The sequence below is a fragment of the Planococcus donghaensis MPA1U2 genome, from assembly GCF_000189395.1.
Taxonomy (GTDB): Bacteria; Bacillota; Bacilli; order Bacillales_A; family Planococcaceae; genus Planococcus; species Planococcus donghaensis_B.
Window position 1 is genome coordinate 1 of record NZ_AEPB01000034.1, and the last position, 16705, is coordinate 16705.

General features: G+C 40.1%; 17 protein-coding genes, 1 pseudogene and 1 riboswitch. Of the genes and pseudogenes, 12 read left to right on the forward strand and 6 right to left on the reverse strand.

Annotated elements, in window-relative coordinates:
- Positions 1 to 11 precede the first annotated feature (11 nt).
- Complete coding sequence (locus GPDM_RS10255) at positions 12 to 440, reverse strand: NUDIX hydrolase (RefSeq protein ID WP_008431148.1); 429 nt, start codon at positions 438 to 440, stop codon at positions 12 to 14.
- Between the two features lie 202 nt (positions 441 to 642).
- Between GPDM_RS10255 and GPDM_RS10260 the strand changes: the two genes are divergently transcribed.
- From GPDM_RS10260 to rlmD, 4 genes are all read left to right on the forward strand, one after another.
- Positions 643 to 1989, forward strand: a complete 1347-nt coding sequence (locus GPDM_RS10260; RefSeq protein WP_008431149.1) for a cytochrome ubiquinol oxidase subunit I — start codon at positions 643 to 645, stop codon at positions 1987 to 1989.
- A complete protein-coding gene (locus GPDM_RS10265; RefSeq protein WP_008431150.1) occupies positions 1986 to 3014 on the forward strand; it encodes a cytochrome d ubiquinol oxidase subunit II in 1029 nt (342 codons plus the stop codon). The genes GPDM_RS10260 and GPDM_RS10265 overlap by 4 nt, the downstream gene beginning before the upstream one ends.
- Positions 3015 to 3028: 14 nt before the next feature.
- Positions 3029 to 3139: a cytochrome bd oxidase small subunit CydS family protein gene (gene cydS / locus GPDM_RS16995; RefSeq protein ID WP_008431151.1), complete on the forward strand. Its 111-nt coding sequence runs from the start codon at positions 3029 to 3031 to the stop codon at positions 3137 to 3139.
- Between the two features lie 72 nt (positions 3140 to 3211).
- Positions 3212 to 4573 carry a 23S rRNA (uracil(1939)-C(5))-methyltransferase RlmD gene (rlmD, locus tag GPDM_RS10270; RefSeq protein ID WP_008431152.1) on the forward strand — a complete coding sequence of 454 codons (1362 nt, stop codon included), beginning with the start codon at positions 3212 to 3214 and terminating at the stop codon, positions 4571 to 4573.
- A gap of 62 nt (positions 4574 to 4635) precedes the next feature.
- On the opposite strand, the gene GPDM_RS10275 is transcribed toward rlmD, so the two are convergent.
- Complete coding sequence (locus tag GPDM_RS10275) at positions 4636 to 5088, reverse strand: SRPBCC family protein (protein ID WP_008431153.1); 453 nt, start codon at positions 5086 to 5088, stop codon at positions 4636 to 4638.
- A gap of 218 nt (positions 5089 to 5306) precedes the next feature.
- Here GPDM_RS10275 and GPDM_RS16555 point away from each other — a divergent pair, with 218 nt between their 5' ends.
- Complete coding sequence (locus tag GPDM_RS16555; protein ID WP_008431154.1) at positions 5307 to 5471, forward strand: Fur-regulated basic protein FbpA; 165 nt, start codon at positions 5307 to 5309, stop codon at positions 5469 to 5471.
- Between the two features lie 46 nt (positions 5472 to 5517).
- The gene (locus tag GPDM_RS10280; RefSeq protein ID WP_008431155.1) at positions 5518 to 6966 is read left to right on the forward strand and encodes an amidase family protein; all 1449 of its coding nucleotides are present in this window, start codon (positions 5518 to 5520) and stop codon (positions 6964 to 6966) included.
- A 266-nt stretch (positions 6967 to 7232) separates the two neighbouring features.
- Here the strand turns inward: GPDM_RS10280 and GPDM_RS17005 are convergent.
- Together GPDM_RS17005 and GPDM_RS10285 are read right to left on the reverse strand one after the other, a co-directional pair.
- A pseudogene (locus tag GPDM_RS17005) lies at positions 7233 to 7283 on the reverse strand (hypothetical protein); the annotation flags it as partial.
- Positions 7284 to 7577: 294 nt separating this feature from the next.
- The gene (locus GPDM_RS10285; protein WP_008431156.1) at positions 7578 to 8438 is read right to left on the reverse strand and encodes a TetR/AcrR family transcriptional regulator; all 861 of its coding nucleotides are present in this window, start codon (positions 8436 to 8438) and stop codon (positions 7578 to 7580) included.
- 167 nt (positions 8439 to 8605) lie between these two features.
- Here GPDM_RS10285 and GPDM_RS10290 point away from each other — a divergent pair, with 167 nt between their 5' ends.
- The 4 genes from GPDM_RS10290 (at position 8606) to GPDM_RS10305 (ending at position 13546) form a co-directional block, all read left to right on the forward strand.
- On the forward strand, positions 8606 to 10075 hold the full coding sequence (locus tag GPDM_RS10290; protein WP_008431157.1) for an MDR family MFS transporter: 1470 nt from the start codon (positions 8606 to 8608) through the stop codon (positions 10073 to 10075).
- A gap of 160 nt (positions 10076 to 10235) precedes the next feature.
- Positions 10236 to 11396: a DEAD/DEAH box helicase gene (locus tag GPDM_RS10295; protein ID WP_008431158.1), complete on the forward strand. Its 1161-nt coding sequence runs from the start codon at positions 10236 to 10238 to the stop codon at positions 11394 to 11396.
- Entirely contained in the window at positions 11393 to 12622 is a 1230-nt protein-coding gene (locus GPDM_RS10300; protein WP_008431159.1) for an aminopeptidase, read from the forward strand. The genes GPDM_RS10295 and GPDM_RS10300 overlap by 4 nt, the downstream gene beginning before the upstream one ends.
- A gap of 12 nt (positions 12623 to 12634) precedes the next feature.
- Complete coding sequence (locus GPDM_RS10305; protein WP_008431160.1) at positions 12635 to 13546, forward strand: SGNH/GDSL hydrolase family protein; 912 nt, start codon at positions 12635 to 12637, stop codon at positions 13544 to 13546.
- A 64-nt stretch (positions 13547 to 13610) separates the two neighbouring features.
- Here GPDM_RS10305 and GPDM_RS16740 read toward each other — a convergent pair whose 3' ends face one another.
- Positions 13611 to 13757: a hypothetical protein gene (locus GPDM_RS16740; RefSeq protein WP_008431161.1), complete on the reverse strand. Its 147-nt coding sequence runs from the start codon at positions 13755 to 13757 to the stop codon at positions 13611 to 13613.
- A gap of 61 nt (positions 13758 to 13818) precedes the next feature.
- Positions 13819 to 14895 carry a M20 family metallopeptidase gene (locus GPDM_RS10310; RefSeq protein ID WP_008431162.1) on the reverse strand — a complete coding sequence of 359 codons (1077 nt, stop codon included), beginning with the start codon at positions 14893 to 14895 and terminating at the stop codon, positions 13819 to 13821.
- A gap of 148 nt (positions 14896 to 15043) precedes the next feature.
- Positions 15044 to 15141, forward strand: a riboswitch (TPP riboswitch).
- A gap of 96 nt (positions 15142 to 15237) precedes the next feature.
- Here GPDM_RS10310 and thiT point away from each other — a divergent pair.
- Both thiT and map read left to right on the forward strand, forming a co-directional pair.
- Positions 15238 to 15813 carry an energy-coupled thiamine transporter ThiT gene (gene thiT / locus GPDM_RS10315; protein WP_008431163.1) on the forward strand — a complete coding sequence of 192 codons (576 nt, stop codon included), beginning with the start codon at positions 15238 to 15240 and terminating at the stop codon, positions 15811 to 15813.
- Between the two features lie 129 nt (positions 15814 to 15942).
- Positions 15943 to 16695: a type I methionyl aminopeptidase gene (gene map, locus GPDM_RS10320; RefSeq protein ID WP_008431164.1), complete on the forward strand. Its 753-nt coding sequence runs from the start codon at positions 15943 to 15945 to the stop codon at positions 16693 to 16695.
- Positions 16696 to 16705 lie beyond the last annotated feature (10 nt).

The window sequence follows — 16705 nt, forward strand, 5'->3', positions numbered from 1 at the left end:
TTTTTATTTGTTTAAAGCAACTCGATTGCTTTATCTTGTTCTGCCGCAAGTTGCGGCAAGTTGTTAAGTGATTCCCAGCGGAACAATAACGTCATGCCGTTATCGCGACCATGACTTTTGATCACGTGTTCAAATTGTTCAACGGGTTCACCCGTATATTCAAATTGAAAAATGTTACGTTCGTACGCTTTATCCTGATAATCAGGGTAATATGTGTACTTATGAATTTTCCCTACAAAGTCAAGTACCTCGCGTGGTAAACCCGTTTCTTCCTTAACTTCTCTATATAGTGCGTCGATTAGCAGTTCACCGTCTTCAATAGTACCACCTGGTACTTGTAGGCCAACTTCTGGTTCTCCTTTGTATTCAAATACAAGCAACTCGCGATTTTCTTCATCGCCTCTTGTGATGTACGCAAATACTTTCCGTTTTGTTCTCATGATGCATCACCCTTTTTTATTTGTTATATTTAGAATACTAAAAATTGAGAAAAATTTCAATTCTTTTCGTTTTCTGTTTGTCACAGCTTATTCAAAGTTTGCTCTGAAAGTAAGGCTTGGGAAGCGTTTTGAAAAGTAGGTTTGATGTACAATAGGACTATAGAAACTATGAATCTAGTATTTATAAAAGGAGACGAGTAGAGTGGAATTTCAAGATCCAGCTTTTCTGAGTCGTATTCTAACGCTTTTAACTTTATCGTTCCACATCCTTTACGCAACGATAGGCGTAGGGGTCCCGCTGATGATTATGATTGCTCAATGGGTAGGGATAAAGAAACAAGATGAACATTATATTTTGATGGCCCGTCGCTGGGCAAGAGGATTTGTTATAACTGTAGCAGTCGGAGTTGTAACCGGAACCGCGATTGGTTTGCAGCTATCTCTGTTATGGCCGAATTTCATGCAATTGGCAGGGAACGTTATTGCATTGCCATTGTTTATGGAAGTTTTCGCATTTTTCTTTGAAGCGATTTTTCTAGGTATTTATCTATACACATGGGACCGTTTTGAAGATCAGCGCAAGCATTTCTTATTTCTTATTCCAGTTGCACTTGGTGCAGCAGCATCGTCGGTATTTATCACAATCGTCAATGCTTTTATGAACCAACCACAAGGGTTTGAAATATTAAATGGGGAAATGGTTAATATCAGTCCTTTATTGGCAATGTTTAGTCCAGCTGTACCTACCAAAGTAGCGCACGTAATGGCTACGGCATTTATGACTAGTGCTTTTGTTTTGGCTTCTATCGCAGCGGTTCGAATGTTGCGAGGCTCAACCCATATTTATCATAAAAAAGCATTGTTCTTAACGATGAAATTAGGACTTGTATTCGCCATTGCAACGGCATTAATTGGTGACTTTTCTGGTAAGTACTTAGCTGAATATCAGCCGGAAAAATTGGCGGCTGCAGAATGGCATTTTGAAACAGAAGAAGAGGCAGGTTTGATTTTGTTTGGGATTTTAGACGGCGAAGAGGCAAAGTATGCCATCAAGATTCCTTATGCATTAAGTATTCTCGCCCACAGCAATCCATTTACAGAAGTAATAGGACTTAATGAATTTCCAGAAGATGAAAGACCACCGCTGTGGATTCATTACCTGTTCGACACGATGGTTATGATTGGCATGTGGTTAGCGTTCTTCTCTTTTGTGTATGTTGTGGCTGTATGGCGCAAGTGGTCGTTTATTCGTGCAAAATGGTTCCAGTGGCTACTTATTGCCGGAGGACCGTTAGCACTTATCGCAATTGAAGCAGGATGGTGGTTTACAGAAGTTGGACGCCAACCTTGGGTGTTAAGAGGATACATGACAGTTGATCAAGCAGCGACCACAAGTGGTCAAGTTGATTTAATGATTATCTTGTTTGCAGGATTGTATTTAATTTTAGGTATCGGTACTGCAGTTGTTTTAACAAGAATGTATAAACGCAATCCAGTTGAAAAAGAATTAGCGGAACGAGAAAATGGCAAAGGCGGTGACAAGAAATGACTTTAGAAATTATCGGAATTTCTGTATTGTGGTTGTTTCTATTTCTGTATGTCATAGTAGCGTCAATTGATTTTGGCGCTGGTTTCTTTAATGCCTATAGTTCTTTTGCTGGAAAGCAACATATTCTAACTGGAATAATCCAGCGATATTTGTCGCCGGTCTGGGAAGTAACCAATGTATTTTTTGTTTTCTTTTTTGTTGGGGTTATCGGATTTTTCCCGCAAACCGCTTTTTACTACGGGACAACTTTGTTAGTGCCGGCGAGTATCGCAATAATTTTGTTGGCGATTCGTGGTTCATATTACGCGTTTGCAACTTACGGGGCTAAAATTGATCACCGAGGCTATATTTTCATGTATGGCTTGTCTGGCTTACTGTTACCAGCTTCGTTGTCACCTGTACTAGCCATGTCTGAAGGCGGCTTTATTAAACTCAATGACGGACAGCCTTATTTGGACTATTGGGCATTATTTACAAGTCCGTTAATGTGGAGTATCGTGGTCTTGAGTTTGACGGCAGTGCTTTATATTTCAGCGGTGTTCTTAACTTGGTATTCTTCAAAAGCTGGCGATGTTAAAGCTACTGATTTAATGCGTAAATATGCGCTTGTTTGGGCAGCGCCAGCAATGGTTACGGCAACCGGTATTATTTATGAACTACGTGGTCACAATCCGGAACATTATGCGCGTATTCTTGATTTGTGGTGGGTGTTCGCGGTCTCGTTCTTATTGTTTGCCGGAACGGTTTATCTCATTTGGAAAAAGCGTCATTACGGTTGGGCTTTCATTTTGTTGGTCGGGCAATTCTTTACGGCCTTCTTCGCATATGGAGCTTCACATTATCCATACTTGCTGTATCCGTATTTGACAATTTACGATAGTTTTACAAATGAAGCTATGGCAATCGCATTAATCATTGCTTTTATTGCAGGTCTATTCTTGTTATTGCCATCACTCTATTTATTGTTCCGTCTGTTCTTGTTCGATAAAGATTATGTCGAAGGTAAATCGGATTACCACGCATAAAGGAGGCACTATTCATGCAAGATTTCATGATATTTTATGCACCTTTTCTGGTGTTAATAGGAGCGATTGTTTTTGGATTTTGGTTTTCACTAAAAGATGGTCCTGTTACAAAAGACCGAGAGTAACGACGCGTGCAGGCTTTTGCCTGCCGCGTTTTTTTGTTGTATGATAGGTAGATGTGAAATGGAGTGAGCGTTTTGAAACCAGTAAATAAAAATGACCGAATTTCGGTTCATGTAGAAGATTTGACGCACGACGGAGCGGGTGTCGCAAAAGTTGACGGCTATCCACTATTTGTACCCGGCGTATTGCCTGGAGAAGATGTTGTGGTCCACGTATTAAAAACGTTAAAATCATATGGCTTTGCAAAGCTTATTGAAATACAACAAGCTTCACCTTTTCGTGTTACAGCTCCTTGTCCTGTATTTGATACATGTGGAGGCTGTCAGATTCAACACTTGTCTTACGAAGGGCAAATGACCTTTAAACAGAAACTAGTCCGCGACGCGATAACGCGTATTGGAAAATTACCAGACGTACCCGTGCATCCGGTTAAAGGCATGGAAGATCCATGGCGTTACCGCAATAAATCTCAAATTCCTTTTGGCACTCAAGACGGCAAAGTGGTTGCTGGATTTTACCAGCCACGTTCGCATGATATTGCAGACACTGATACGTGTTTAATTCAGACGCCTGAAGCAGATGCGATTATGGTCGCGTTGAAAAAGAGTTTGATCGACATGGGCATCGACCCTTATGAAGAAGCGACACATCGTGGCATGCTGCGTCATGTGGTGGTTCGTAAGGCAAGAGCAACCGGAGAAATCATGGTCGTGCTAGTAACGAAGAAAAAGAAGTTCCCACAAGCGCAACGTGCGATTGAATTAATTCAAGCAACTGTCCCAGAAGTGACATCGATTGTCCAAAACATAAACCCTGAAAAGACCAATGTTATTTTTGGCGACGAAACTTTAACGCTTTGGGGCAAAGATGTGATTGAAGATCGAATTGGGGATGTTCGTTTTGAAATTTCAGCACGGTCGTTTTATCAAATTAACCCTGTACAAACAGAAGTACTTTATGGCCAAGCATTAGCATATGCACAGTTAACAGGCGAAGAAACTGTCATCGATGCGTATTGTGGCATTGGAACCATATCATTATTCCTTGCGCAACGAGCGAAATTTGTCATGGGTGTTGAAATTGTACCGCAAGCAATTGAAGACGCTAAACGTAACGCTGAGTTAAATGGTTTAACAAATACGTTGTTTGAAGCAGGACCTGCTGAACAAGTGATTCCGAGGTGGTATAAAGAAGGAAAGAAAGCCGACGTCTTAGTCGTCGATCCACCGCGTAAAGGTTGTGATGAGCAGTTGCTGCACACCATATTAAAACAACGTCCAACACGTGTTGTATATGTATCCTGCAACCCAGCCACACTTGCACGTGACCTACGTATATTAGAAGACGGTGGTTATCGAACGAAAGAAGTACAGCCTGTTGATATGTTCCCGCAGTCTACACATTGTGAAGCAGTAGCATGGTTGGAATTGGTTTAATCGCATAGTGAATAAAAAAGTTGTCTACTCCAAGTAGACAACTTTTTTGTTTCGTAGGAATGTTAATTCGCTTCACAATAACTTTTTATATCTTGCAGATCTTCTTCGAGTGCTTTTTTCATTGATTTCTTCATGAAAATACTGAAGATACCGCTCAAAATTTTAGCTACTAAACTTACAGATTGCCCTTCAAATGACATCTCAAGTGTCACGGTATCCTTATTTTTTTCCGTGATATTTAACCGAGACACATAAATGGCACCGTGACTTTCAGCTCGTGTTTGATAATAATGGTACTTTTCACTATGCGTAATCCACATTACTTCGTTTGCTTCTTTTCCAAACATTTTCCGAGTTTCTTTCCACTTTAATCCAACGAGGTCCCCATCAGCTGGATGCAAAATTTCAATGTTGATAATCCCACTGATGACATTGGCTGAGTTTTCAATATCGGTAATAGCGCTCCATACCTTTTCTTTTGAGCTATTTATGTCTATTTGAGTCGAAACTTTCATGTATAAGCCCCCCTCATGCTTTAATAGGAAATTCTTCTTATTTAAAATTGTATCTTACTTAGAGTTGTATAGCTATGCGGCATCTAAATAATGTCTCTATATAAGGTGCATTGAGATAGTAGACATTGACAAAAATTGTAGAGTTTAATTTTTATTGAGGTTTTAAAAGAATTAATAATAGGGTAAAGACAATAGAATACTTTTAGAAGGAGAGAACGATGAACATGGAACAAATACCCGAGTCAAAATTCACTGATAAACGTGAAACTATCATCCAAGGGTTGGTCGACCAAAATGTTTTTAAGATTAATGGCAGACAATTATATGAAACTTCACTTTATGAATTAATGAAAACTTATACAGAAACAAACCAAGCCGGCTAATCCCGGCTTTTTTCGATGTTAATGCTATAAATAGGGAGGACTATGCATGCATGACGAAAAATTAGAGAATTTCCGTAAGACACGATTAGATGAAATGACCATTGCGGAAATGCAGCAAGAAATGACAAGTGGCCATTTAACTTCTGAAGAATTGGTTTTGATGTACAAAGAAACAATTTCAGTGCGAAACAAAGACACAAACGCCATTCTTGAAATAAATCCAGACGCATTACCAGTTGCGCAAGCTCTCGATTTTGAACGCCAACAAACGGGACCGCGTTCAATGCTGCATGGTATTCCTATTTTGCTTAAAGACAATATAGATACGGCTGATAAAATGCACACAAGTGCAGGTTCTTTAGCGTTTGAAAACCATTATGCATTGCGGGATGCCAAAATTGTAGAAAGGTTGCGTCAAGCGGGTGCGGTGATTCTTGGCAAAACCAACATGACCGAATGGGCAAACTTCATGTCGGAAAATATGACCAATGGCTATAGCTCACGAGGAGGACAAGTAAAGAATCCTTATGGTGAATTTGATGTTGGAGGATCTAGCTCAGGTTCTGCCGCAGCTATTGCCTCAAACCTAGCAGCCGCAGCTATTGGAACTGAAACTTCAGGATCCATCATAAACCCTGCTGCACAAAATAGCTTAGTAGGCATTAAACCAACAGTAGGTTTGACAAGTAGGACAGGCATTATTCCTATATCTCATACACAAGATGTTCCAGGACCTATAGCGCGGACAGTAGCAGATGCCGTTGCGCTCTTAGAAGGAATTGTTGGAGTTGATTCACAAGATGCGATAACAGCATTAGCCAAGCCATTTGAGAATTATAATTGGAGTAAACACTTAAAAAAAGAAGGTCTTAATGGGGTGAAATTGGCTGTAGCGAGAAGCTTGTTCAAAGAAATTACAGCTGAACAAGCGGAGCTATTTGAAAAAGCATTAATGACATTACGTGATTGTGGAGCAGAAATTATTGACGACATCAATTTAGGAGTACATCAAGAAGACTTAGGTTTTGCAGTGTTACTCCATGAATTTAAAGTTGACCTTAATGCCTATTTGGAACAATCCAACCCCAATCAGCCGATCCGTTCTTTAACAGATGTCATTGCTTTTAACCGAGAACATCCCGAACGCACATTGAAATTCGGACAAAATCTACTCGAACAAGCAAATGAACTGTCGGGTACGTTAACCGAAAGAGCATACGTAGAAGCACTTGAACGCAACCGCTTTCTAGCAGCGGAGCGAGGGATGAAAAAAACGTTAGAAGAGGTTGGAGCTGACGCACTCGTATTGCCACAAGAATATGGTTGCAACATCGGTGCGGCGGCTGGATTTCCTTCAATTACAGTGCCATTTGGATATGAACAAACGGGTCAACCTTTTGGAATCACATTTTCAGGTCAAGCATTTACAGAACCTGTGTTAATTGAATATGCTTATGCATTTGAACAACAAACAAAAGGACGCCGTAAACCATAAAACGATCTGAACGATTTGTTTCCAAATAAAAAACGAAGCCATTTTATTGGCTTCGTTTCAGCTTGTAGACGAAAGAATTATTGTGTTATTTAACGAATAAACATTCATCTTATCCTATATACTGAATCCTTCGCTCCATGCGGACGCTTTCCGCGGACGAAGCGCTGAGCCTCCTCGTCGCAAGCTCCTGCGGGGTCTCATCACTCCGTTTCTCCGCAGGAATGTCAGTGACCGAAGGGACTTCGGTCAGTGGCTTTGCGACGAAGCTAGCGCAGCGATGCAGGAGCATATCTTTGCCCTTCGCCGCATTGCCCTTCGCCGCATTGCGCTTCGGATCCTTATGTGATTACTCATTAATCCTCTTGAAAAATAGATTAGCTGGTTACTTTCTCTAATTAGGGCAATATGCTAACAACCATTCTGGCCACGAAGACTCCTATGGGACAGCGAAAGCTGAAGACCCCGCAGGAACGCAAGTGACGAGGAGGCTGAAGCTGAGCCCATGGAAAGCGCAGTGGCTAGAACGGTTGTGATTATACACAACTATACATTTTCAATAGACTTTGTCTACAGTCTGAAACGAAGCCATTTTATTGGCTTCGTTTTTTATTTTATTTCATAGTTGCGACATGCTTCCATAATTGTTCAACCAGTATGGATAATTCAGATTCAATCATTTTGTCATTTGCTAATGTTGTCAATACACTTTCAATCAATGGTTTTCTAGGAGGGGCTGCAACAATTTCAGTTGATAAAAACAAAACCAATTGTTGTGTGCTTGGGTGATGTTTTAGCTTTTCAGCATAGGCTTGAAACCTCGTTGAAAGCTCTTCAACACTAATAGCTTCGGCTAATGTCGTTGAAGGTAATCGTAATTCTCCAAGAAAGCTATCTTTCGCTGCAATTTGAAGAGTAACAGTTGCTTGCAAGCGACGGATAACAAACGCAGATAGATTTTCTGCGGGTAACGCTTCTTTAGAAGAAAGACGCCATAGGTGAATCAATTGTTGAACATAACCGTGAACAAAAGCAGCATTTTCCAATGCGTAAGGAGCAGCTTCTTTGCCAAAAACATCAATAATGCGTGAAGAAATCCACTCCATTTCCAACGTATATTGTTTCACCGAAAAAGCTTTGAGTTCAGGGTCTTGTGAATAGAAAATGCTTTCATAAAGAGCAAAGAGATTTTTTTCAAGGTTGAGTTTAATGCGAATATACAATTGTTGTGCTAAAACTTCAGGATCATTCGCAGGCAAACCAACAGCCGCCGCTAATCGTTGTTGACGAATTTCACTGCCAATCGATTCCATAATCGCCATCAGACATTCAGATTTAGAACCGAAATAGTTATAAAAAGTTCCTTTAGAGACTCCTGCTTCATCTAATATGTCTTGAATAGAAGTCGGGTTATAGCCTTTATTGATAAAAAGATCGTAAGCTGCGGTCAAAATTTGTTGTTTTTTCGGATTCATATACCTCACCTTTATACCGTTAGTTTATTTAATAATAACCTTAAAACACTATAATATCAACGTTTTAATAGTAGTAAAACATAAAACTTGAAAATTTTATACAACCGGTATAGAATAATCAAATGAAGAAATAGAAAATGTGTACCATTTACGGAGGAAACTAGAAAATGACAGAACAGAAAAAACCCCCTTATGGCATTATAGCCATTTTATTTACCGGAGCATTTGTAGCAATTTTTAATCAAACGTTGTTGAATATTGCGCTCCCTGAAATAATGCTCGATTTAAATATCGAAGCCTCAACAGCACAATGGCTTGTGACCGGCTATATGTTGGTCAACGGAATTTTGATACCAGCCAGTGCTTTTTTCATACAGCGGTATTCTAACCGTTCGATTTTCATCGTAGCGATGTCTTTATTTGCGTTAGGGACCTTATTGGCGGCAATTGCGCCTGTCTTTAGCGTATTGCTAGTCGGCAGAATGATTCAAGCATCAGGTGCTGCATTAATGATGCCATTGTTAATGAACGTCATGCTAGCTGCATTTCCTGTTGAAAAAAGAGGGTCTGCAATGGGGGTATTTGGATTAGTAATGGTTGTGGCACCTGCGATTGGACCTACACTTTCCGGTTTTATCGTTGAACATTACTCATGGCGTGTGCTTTTCTGGATTGTTTTACCGATTGCGTTGATCCCATTGTTATTAGGAATTTTCAAATTGAAAAACTTAACATTCCAAGACAGAAACATTTCGCTTGATAAAGCTTCACTTGTTCTTTCAAGTTTTGGATTTGGTGGCGTGTTGTACGGATTTAGTTCAGCTGGTACATTAGGTTGGGATAGTACGACTGTGCTTGTATCAATTTTAATCGGTGTCGTAGCACTCATTGTATTTGGTCTTCGCCAATTAAAATTGAACGAACCATTACTAGAAATTCGAATTTATAAATATCCTATGTTCGCATTGTCTTCTGCGATTTCAATAGCTTTATCCATGTCGATGTTCTCGGCCATGATTTTAATGCCAATTTATGTTCAGACCATAAAAGGAATTTCGCCGATTGACTCTGGATTACTTATGTTACCTGGAGCGTTAATCATGGGCTTTATGTCTCCTGTAACCGGTCGATTGTTTGACCGATTCGGTGCAAAAGTATTAGCGATTCCGGGGCTGGCCATTGTGGTCATCACAACTTATATGTTCAGCCAATTAAACCTAAATACGAGTTACGTAAGTATTATGTTGATTTATACATTACGGATGTTCGGAATCTCTATGGTCATGATGCCTGTCATGACAAATGGTTTAAACACTTTGCCAATCAAAGCTTATCCACACGGAACTGCTATTAATAATACGTTACAGCAAGTAGCAGGGGCTGTTGGTTCAGCCTTTTTAATAACCATTATGAATACGCGAACGTCAGCTACAGCGCAAGACTTAGCGGCAAACGGAATAGCACCCGAAAATATAAAAAACTTAGCGATGCTTGAAGGCATAAACTTCTCGTTTTTCGTTTCGACATTTATAGCACTTGTGTCTTTAATTCTTGCATTCTTTATTAAAAAACCAGTTAGACCAGTAACTGAAACAGAAAAAGAAATTGTTTATAGCAGAAGAGAAGTAACTGAATAAAGGATGAAACCAGTCTAAACTAAGGCTGGTTTTTTTAGATGAAGTGGAGATTTATCAAGCAGGTAGGCAAGGAAATGTCCCGCTTTATATTAGTTCGAAAAAGACGGTGAAACCGCAAATATGGTACACTTAAAGCATTGAAAAAAAGGTGGAATCGCAAATGACTTTTATAAAAGAACTAAGTCCAATATGGCAAGAAAAATGGGAAAAGGCTGGATTTGAAGCGGCAATGCCGATTCAAGATCAGATGATTCCAGAAATGTTAGCAGGCAACGATATTGTAGCTGAATCTCCGACAGGTTCAGGTAAAACTTTAGCATATGTGTTGCCAATACTTGAACGCGTTAATCCTGAAAAACCAGCTATTCAAGCAATGATTGTGGCACCTTCACAAGAGTTGTCAATGCAAATCGTTAATGTTTTGCGTGAGTGGACAGAAGGTACAGCTGTAACTGTTACACAATTGATTGGTGGAGCAAACATGCAACGTCAATTAGAAAAGCTAAAGAAAAAGCCAACGATTGTAGTGGGGACTCCAGGACGTTTAAATGAATTGGTCAAAACGAAAAAACTCAAAATGCACGAAATTCGCATGTTGGTATTAGATGAAGGCGACCAGTTAATGGCGCGTGAGCACCGCAACATCATGAAAGATTTGATCGAAAAAACGCAACACGATCGTCAACTGGTACTTGTATCAGCAACGATTACAGAAGAAATTGAACTCGTTGCTGAACGTTTAATGCAACATCCGACACGTCTTAAAGTAACGGCAGAAGATTTGCCAATGTTCGGCAAAGTGACGCATTCATTCATTAAAGTAGACGAGCGTGATAAAACGGAATTGTTGCGTAGCATTTCGCATATTCCAGGTATGAAAGCATTGGCATTTGTTAATAATTTAGATCAGTTGCTAATGAAAGAAAATAAATTAAAATTCCGTGATGCTAAAATCGTCACATTGCATTCCGAAATGAAAAAAGATGAACGCAAGAAAGCATTAGATGCTTTCCGTAAAGGGGAAGTAGCTGTGTTAATCGCGACAGAAGTAGCAGCTCGTGGATTAGATATTGACTTAGTCACACATGTTGTCCATGTAGATGTTCCGCAAACCATTGAACAGTATTTGCATCGTTCAGGAAGAACGGGTAGAGCGGGAGCAGATGGAGAAGTATTGACTTTATTGGCGTATGCTGATGAACGTCATTATAAAAAGTTCACAAAAGAATTACCTTCGAAACCTGTTCAAAAAATTATCCATGGTGGAAAGTTAATTGAAGGATCAAGCAAAACCATTGCTGCAAAGGGGAATAAACGATGAATTTTCAGGAGAAACTTGAGCAATACGCTGAGCTAACGGTCTACGTAGGGTTAAATGTTCAAAAAGGACAATTTGTCGTCATTAATACGACGACAGATACGCTTGAATTCACCCGGCTTGTTGTTAAGAAAGCTTATGAAGCTGGTGCAAAACGTGTACAAGTGAATTACGAAGACCCGGTACTAACTCGAACTCATTTTGAATTAGCACCTGAAGATGCATTTAAAGAGTTTCCACAATGGCCAGTTGTTCAACGTGATGAAGTGATTAACACAGGTGGTTGTTTCTTATGGATTGATGCAGAAGATCCAGATTTACTAACCGGAATTCCGGCAAAACGTTTAGCTGATTGGCAAAAAACTGCGGGGAAAGCGTTAGAACGTTATCGTCAAGCAGTTGGTACAGATAAAGTAGCTTGGTCGATTGTTGCAATTCCATCGCCAAAGTGGGCACAGAAAGTCTTCCCACAATTGCCTGCAGATCAACAAATGGAAGCTTTATGGCAGGCAATTTTTAAAACAGTAAGAATTGGTGAAGGCAATGCTGTAGAAGCATGGAAAAACCATATTGCTTTCTTAGAAAAACGTGCTACACAATTAAACGAAAAACGATATGTGAAATTACAATATAGCGCTCCTGGAACAGATTTGACGATTGAACTCCCAGACAAGCATATTTGGATGTCTGGTGCGTCAAAAACACCTCAAGGTAATCCATTTATCGCGAACATGCCGACAGAAGAAGTTTATACAGTTCCTTTAAAACAAGGTGTAGAAGGTACGGTTCGTAATACAAAGCCTTTAGTGTATCAAGGCAATGTGATTGATAACTTTACATTGACGTTTGAAAAAGGAAAAATCGTAGAGGCCAAGGCAGAAATAGGACAAGAACTTCTGAATGAGATGATTAGTGCAGATGAAGGAGCAGCTTATTTAGGTGAAGTCGCATTAGTGCCGCATCATTCGCCAATTTCCGATTCGAATATTTTATTTTATAATACTTTGTTTGATGAAAATGCCTCAAATCATTTAGCAATTGGTGATTCTTACCCTACTTGTTACGAAGGGGCACGTGATTTAGAACGTAAGCAATTAGCTGCAATAGGACTCAATACGTCACTTGTCCATGAAGACTTTATGATTGGCAGTAGCAGTATGGATATAGATGGAATTATGGCAGACGGTTCAAAAGAGCCTATCTTCCGAAATGGAAATTGGGCATTTTAAGAGGTGATAGCAATGAAGAAGTACTGGATTTCAGCGTTAGCTGGATTGCTTCTTTTTAGCGGAACAATTCAGGTGGAAGCAATGATAAATGCTCCTATAAACTATGTAGCCATTGGTGATTCTTTAGCAGCGGGTCAAACACCTATGCGAGAAATAGATAATGGTTATGCAGATTTTATCGCACAAGAATTAATGCGCAATCAGTCGGTTGGGGTGTATTCTAAAAACTTAGCGTTTCCAGGTTTTACAACAACTGACGTGTTAGAGAGCATCCAAACAGATGAAGCTGCAGATTTGTTAGCAACTGCTAATCTGATTACCGTATCAGCAGGCGCAAATGACTTGCTGCGCTTAGTGCAAAATGATCCAACTCAAGGTTCTTTGTCTTTTCAGCAGCGTCAAGTGGATTTTGCTCTCAACGAAGCACGAAAGAATATGGAATCTATCTTAACGGAGCTTGCTGAGCAATCGCCAAATGCTACCGTTTATGTAATGGGCTATTATTTTGCGTATCCACATGTCCGTGACACCCAGAAGAGTGGGACGGGCAAGCAGCTTGATCGACTAAATGAGATTTTAAAACAGACAGCTGAAAAAGCTGGAGCTGTCTTTGTCTCGGTCGATGAGCCATTTGGGGAAAACGCCACAAACCGAATTCCGAATCCTGCTGATGTTCACCCGAATAGAGCTGGTTATCAGACAATGGCAAATGCATTTTTTAATGAATATCAGAAGGCATGGAGCGTAGAGGATGATGAATTGCCTCCGCCAAACCCATTATCTTTTGAAGAAATTATGGAATCAGAAGACCAAGAAGGTTCAGAGAGTCAAAAGAACCGAAATGCTGAAGAAACAGCAACAAGACCATCAGATCGCAGTCAAACAAATTATTTGGCATTAAGAGAAATGTTGCCCTATAGTTAACGACTTCGGTTTAGGTTTAATTAGATAAAAGCGGTCCGGCATATTTTGCCGGACCGCTTTTATATTAGTGTTTTTTTCCACGTGTAGAAGATGATGTTGTCGTAGATTGACCAGTTTTGCCTTGTTTTCTTTTGTTTAATACTTTCCGAATAATTGGGTATGCGATAGGTCCGTATTTAATAGCAGACTTTAATAATCTTCCTAGAGCCATTTCAATCTCTCCATTCATGTGCTTGATATTCTTTCTTTCCCTAAATTTAATAGAAGCAAACCTATTCGGTTTTTTGTGCATGAGCAAGCAAGATGTTTTTAAAAGCATGGACACTCGAAATTAATACATATTCCGCATTGCCGTGCCAATCGTCTCCAGTTGGACCAAATTCAATCGCACCTTCTCCGCCATTTACCGCAGCATAATATCGTGTATCAGCAGCCCCATGTTGACCAAACAAAATCGCTTCTTGATCAGTTGTTGTAAGAATTGCTTTTTGTAAGCTTTGAATATATGGATTTTCTTTCGGTGTTGTTAAAGCAGGCGTAGAGCCTGATGCTTTGTATTCCATCTCCACATCTACGGCATCCGCCACACTAGCTAGCTGACGAATGATTTCATCTTTATCTTGTCCTGGCATATAGCGAATTTCATAAGCCACTTCACAAATTGCAGGAACAACATTATAGCGATCTCCTGCGTTTATAATGGGTAAGTTTACAGAAGGCTGCTCATAATATTCCGTTGATTCTTTCCGAAAAGGCAAGTCAGTAATCCCTTGGTGAAATTTCATGGCGGATTCAATGGCATTCACACCTTCCCAAGGACGACTGCCGTGAGCAGGTTTTCCTTTAAATGTGATGTCCATGCGTACAACGCCTTTTGATTGCAAGCCGACTTTTAACCCTGTAGGTTCTCCGCAAATAACAAAGTTTCCATGATAGCCTTGTTCAACTAACCACTTAGATGTGTTTCGCCCGCCAGTTTCTTCATCTGTTACGATGTGTAATTGTACGGTACGCTTTAGTTTTGTGTCATCGAGTTCAACAAAAGCTTGCATCATTGCGGCGACCCCTGCTTTCATATCAGCAGAACCTCGTCCGTATAAACGATCTTGTTCAACGACCGGTACAAATTGTTCTTCGTGACCGGGTACTACATCCACGTGACCATTCCACACAATTGTTTCAGTTCCTTGACCTTTCGCTGCGGTTAACATTAAATACCCATTATTTTCATGAATAGTGACGTTTTCACCTTTATCTTTTAACCAATCAGCACAAAATTGAAGAGCTTCGTTCGCTCGTTCTTTCGTATCGCTTTGAATTTTGATTAAATCTTTTAATAGCTCAATCATTTACTTGGCAGGCCTAAAATACGGGGCTGCCTCCACCACCTTTCGCCTCTCATTTCTAGTCTTTACTTTACCCTAAGAGTGCATCTTAAAACAGCCTTGCATTAAACGAGGGGCTTGTGTACAATACAGGTGAAAGTTAAATATTTGTATACACCACAAGGGGAGCTTTTGCTGAGAGTGAACATCTGTTCTTACCCTTTGAACCTGTAAGTTAATACTTGCGCAGGGATGTGGATAGAAACCGGTCCTTACAACGACGCCTGGCTCTGTCCTGGCGTCGTTTTTATTATGGTTTTATTCGCGGCCCTTCTGGTGATGTGCACAACACATAAGGAGGAAGTCATGAGAAATAAAAAAGTATTATTAATGATGGAAATTGCGATTTTTGCAGCTCTAGGGTTTGTTTTAGATTTTATATCGTTCCGGATGCCACAAGGCGGTTCAGTTAGTTTAGTCATGATTCCAATCGTCTTAATCGCTTTTAGAAGAGGTGTTGGTGCGGGCGTTTTAACTGGCTTATTAGTCGGCTTGTTACAAATTGTTTCTGGCTTTATCTCTGTAACCCCTTTGTCATTCGGCTTTGTCGTTATGCAAGTGATATTGGATTATCTATTAGCATATGGTGTCGTAGGATTTGCTGGTGTTATGCGTGCGAAATATATGCAACATGCAGAAGCAAAACAGACAGGGAAGATGTTAATAGCGATTGTATCAGGTGTGCTCATTGCCTCAGTGTTACGTTATTTCGTACATGTGGTCACCGGTATTTTGTTCTTCGGCATGTTTGCTGAAGGCAATGTGGTGATTTACTCTGCCGTATACAATGCTACGTATATGATCCCAGTATTCTTACTCGCTGCCTTTGTTTGTTCCGCGCTTTTTGCAGCTGCTCCAAAGTTAGTGAATGCAGAAGCTTAATAAGAAAAGACTGTCTTTGGACAGTCTTTTTTCTATTTATTGATGGAAGAGAATCAAACAGGACAGAAGCCTCTGTTTTAATTTTGTGGTATAATTCTTGAATAGAAAAGCTTGAAAGAAGGGTATTTAATGATCGCAACTACTGAAAAAGATATTGAAATGTTAACAAAAGCTGGCCAAATGGTGGCTGAAATTCGCGAAGCGATGAAAGCAGCAACCAAAGCTGGTGTTACAACAAAAGAAATTGATGAGTTGGGCGGCAAATTATTTGAAGAACTAGGCGGTGTATCCGGACCAAAATCAGAATACGACTTCCCAGGGTATACATGCATTAGTGTCAATGAAGAAGTAGCTCACGGCATTCCAGGTAACCGGGTTATCCAAGACGGAGATATTGTGAATATTGACGTTTCCGGATCATTCGAAGGCTATTTTTCTGATACAGGAATTTCGTTTGTAGTAGGAGAAGGCCATGCAGAAAAAGAAAAAATTTGTGCAGCGGCTGCTTCTGCATTTGACCGTGCGATGACAAAAGTTAAAGCGGGCGCTAAACTAAACCAAATCGGTAAAGCAGTGGAACGCGAAGCAAAAGAGCAAGGCTTGTTCGTTATCAAAAATTTGACTGGCCATGGCATTGGTAAATCGCTTCACGAAGCACCTCAACACATTCTAAATTATTACGATGCATGGGAAACAACAATATTAAAAGAGGGCATGGTGCTAGCAGTAGAGCCCTTTATCTCGCAAAAGTCTGAACACATTATTGAATCAGGCGATGGCTGGACATTTATCACGCCAGATCAGTCCTTAGTGGCACAAATTGAGCACACAGTTCTTGTAACTAAAGGTGAGCCGATTTTGCTAACAAAGCTGAATAGCTAATTACTTTTAT